Origin of the sequence: Odoribacter sp. Z80, from assembly GCF_009935865.1 — a bacterium.
Classification (GTDB): Bacteria; Bacteroidota; Bacteroidia; order Bacteroidales; family Marinifilaceae; genus Odoribacter.
Window position 1 is genome coordinate 1 of the sequence record NZ_QWEL01000026.1, and the last position, 1,697, is coordinate 1,697.

A 1,697-nucleotide genomic window follows, 5' to 3' on the forward strand; every position below is an offset into this window, starting at 1 on the left:
AGAAGTGAGAGGGCGGTAAACATTAAATTGCAGTCTGTTCCAGTTGGGTGGATAGCTTAATCATGTGATTGCTTACGCTCCTGTTGATTACCTGTGCGTATGACTTCTGGGTAATGCTGATATTCGCATGACCAAGTAATTTACTGACAATCTCAATGGGTACGTCATTGTAAAGCAAAATGGTAGATGCGAATGTTTTTCTGGCGGTGTGATGTGTCAGATGCTTTTTGATACCCACAATATCAGCCACTTCTTTTAAATAGCTGTTCATTTTCTGGTTGCTCATTGTTGGTAAAATATATTCCTGCTCGTCTGATAAATGGTATTTTTCCATAAGCCGTTTAGCCTGTGGCAATAATGGTATGTTGATTTCCCTTTGAGTTTTCAGGCGTATCATCTTTATCCAATCCTGACCGTCAAAGCCTTTTACAATATGTTCAGGCTTTAGGCTGAATGCTTCGTTGTAGGCAAGTCCAGTATAAACGGAAAACATATAATAGTCACGTACTCTTTCAAGTCTTGCCTGTGCAAATTCGTAGCTTTCCAGTTTCTTTACTTCATCTTCTGTCAGAAATACCAATTGCTTTACTTCCTTTAACGGCTTGTAGCCTTTAAACGGATGCTCCGCTATGTACTTATACTTTACTGCCAGTAGGACGATTTGATTTACACGTTGTACAATTTTATTGACCGTAATAGGCTTGTGCTTTTTGTGTATCAGCAAATATTCCTGAAAGTCCTGAATGAATTTAAAGTCCAGTTTCTTAAACGGTATATCCTGTACATTATAGCTGTGTTTGATGTAATCTTGGGTATGTTGGTACACTTCCTTAAACTTCCTGAACGTCCGTATGGTGTATTCTCTGCCTATCAGTTTTTCCATTTTATCCAGCCGTTCCTTGAATAGCTTTAGCAAGGAGGGGGAGTTCTCAGCGTATCGTCCTGTAAAAATCAGGTAAATGTCATTTAGCGTATAATTATCCGGCGATTCAATGAGTAGTTTTGTTTCTGCATTAAACAACCTGTCTTTTATTTGTTCTATATGTGTATTAACTGATTCTGATTCACTTGTTTTTCCTTTCGCTTTCTGCTTTACCTTGTCCCAATATTTGGGTAGGATATACAACCCTGTGGAAAATAATTTATCTTCTTCTGCAATGGAAATTCTGCAATAAATTGGGGCTTCGCCTTTATTCGTCAATTTTGAGTTCATGGAATAAAAGGCAATTTGTAATTTCTTAATCATTTTGAAGTGCTATAATGCACTGGTAAGTAGTGTGTTGCAGCGATTCTTGTGGAAATGATTATGTTAAGCCATTTCCAGTCCTGCTTCCACAAGAAATACTTGAAAATCTATTCTTTTTTGCCTTGTTTATAAATATTCATATCTTCCCGTCAAAACAGGGGTGGAAAGTAAAGAGATTAATAATCAGATATTTACTAAAAAATGAGGGCAAGAAAAAAGGTAGCTACTTTCATAACTACCTCATTCAGAGAGCGGAAAACGGGACTCAAACCCGCGACCCCCAGCTTGGAAGGCTAGTGCTCTATCGACTGAGCTATTTCCGCAAAATGGTGGGCAGTGATGGATTCGAACCACCGAAGGCTACGCCAGCTGAGTTACAGTCAGCCCCATTTGGCCACTCTGGTAACTGCCCATGATTGTAAAGAACGATTGTCTCTTTTGCGGGTACAAA

Annotated in this window: 1 protein-coding gene and 2 tRNA genes; all 3 read right to left on the reverse strand. The window is 38.8% G+C overall.

All coding sequences use genetic code 11. The annotated features are described in order from the left end of the window. Positions 1–22: 22 nt before the first annotated feature. The 3 genes from D1136_RS10705 to D1136_RS10715 all read right to left on the reverse strand — a co-directional run bounded on the left by D1136_RS10705 (position 23) and on the right by D1136_RS10715 (position 1,658). Complete coding sequence (locus D1136_RS10705; protein WP_161877611.1) at positions 23–1,246, reverse strand: site-specific integrase; 1,224 nt, start codon at positions 1,244–1,246, stop codon at positions 23–25. A 250-nt stretch (positions 1,247–1,496) separates the two neighbouring features. Further along, positions 1,497–1,569: transfer RNA gene (locus tag D1136_RS10710), tRNA-Gly, on the reverse strand. A gap of 4 nt (positions 1,570–1,573) precedes the next feature. Further along, positions 1,574–1,658 (reverse strand) — tRNA-Tyr (locus tag D1136_RS10715). Positions 1,659–1,697: the final 39 nt, after the last annotated feature.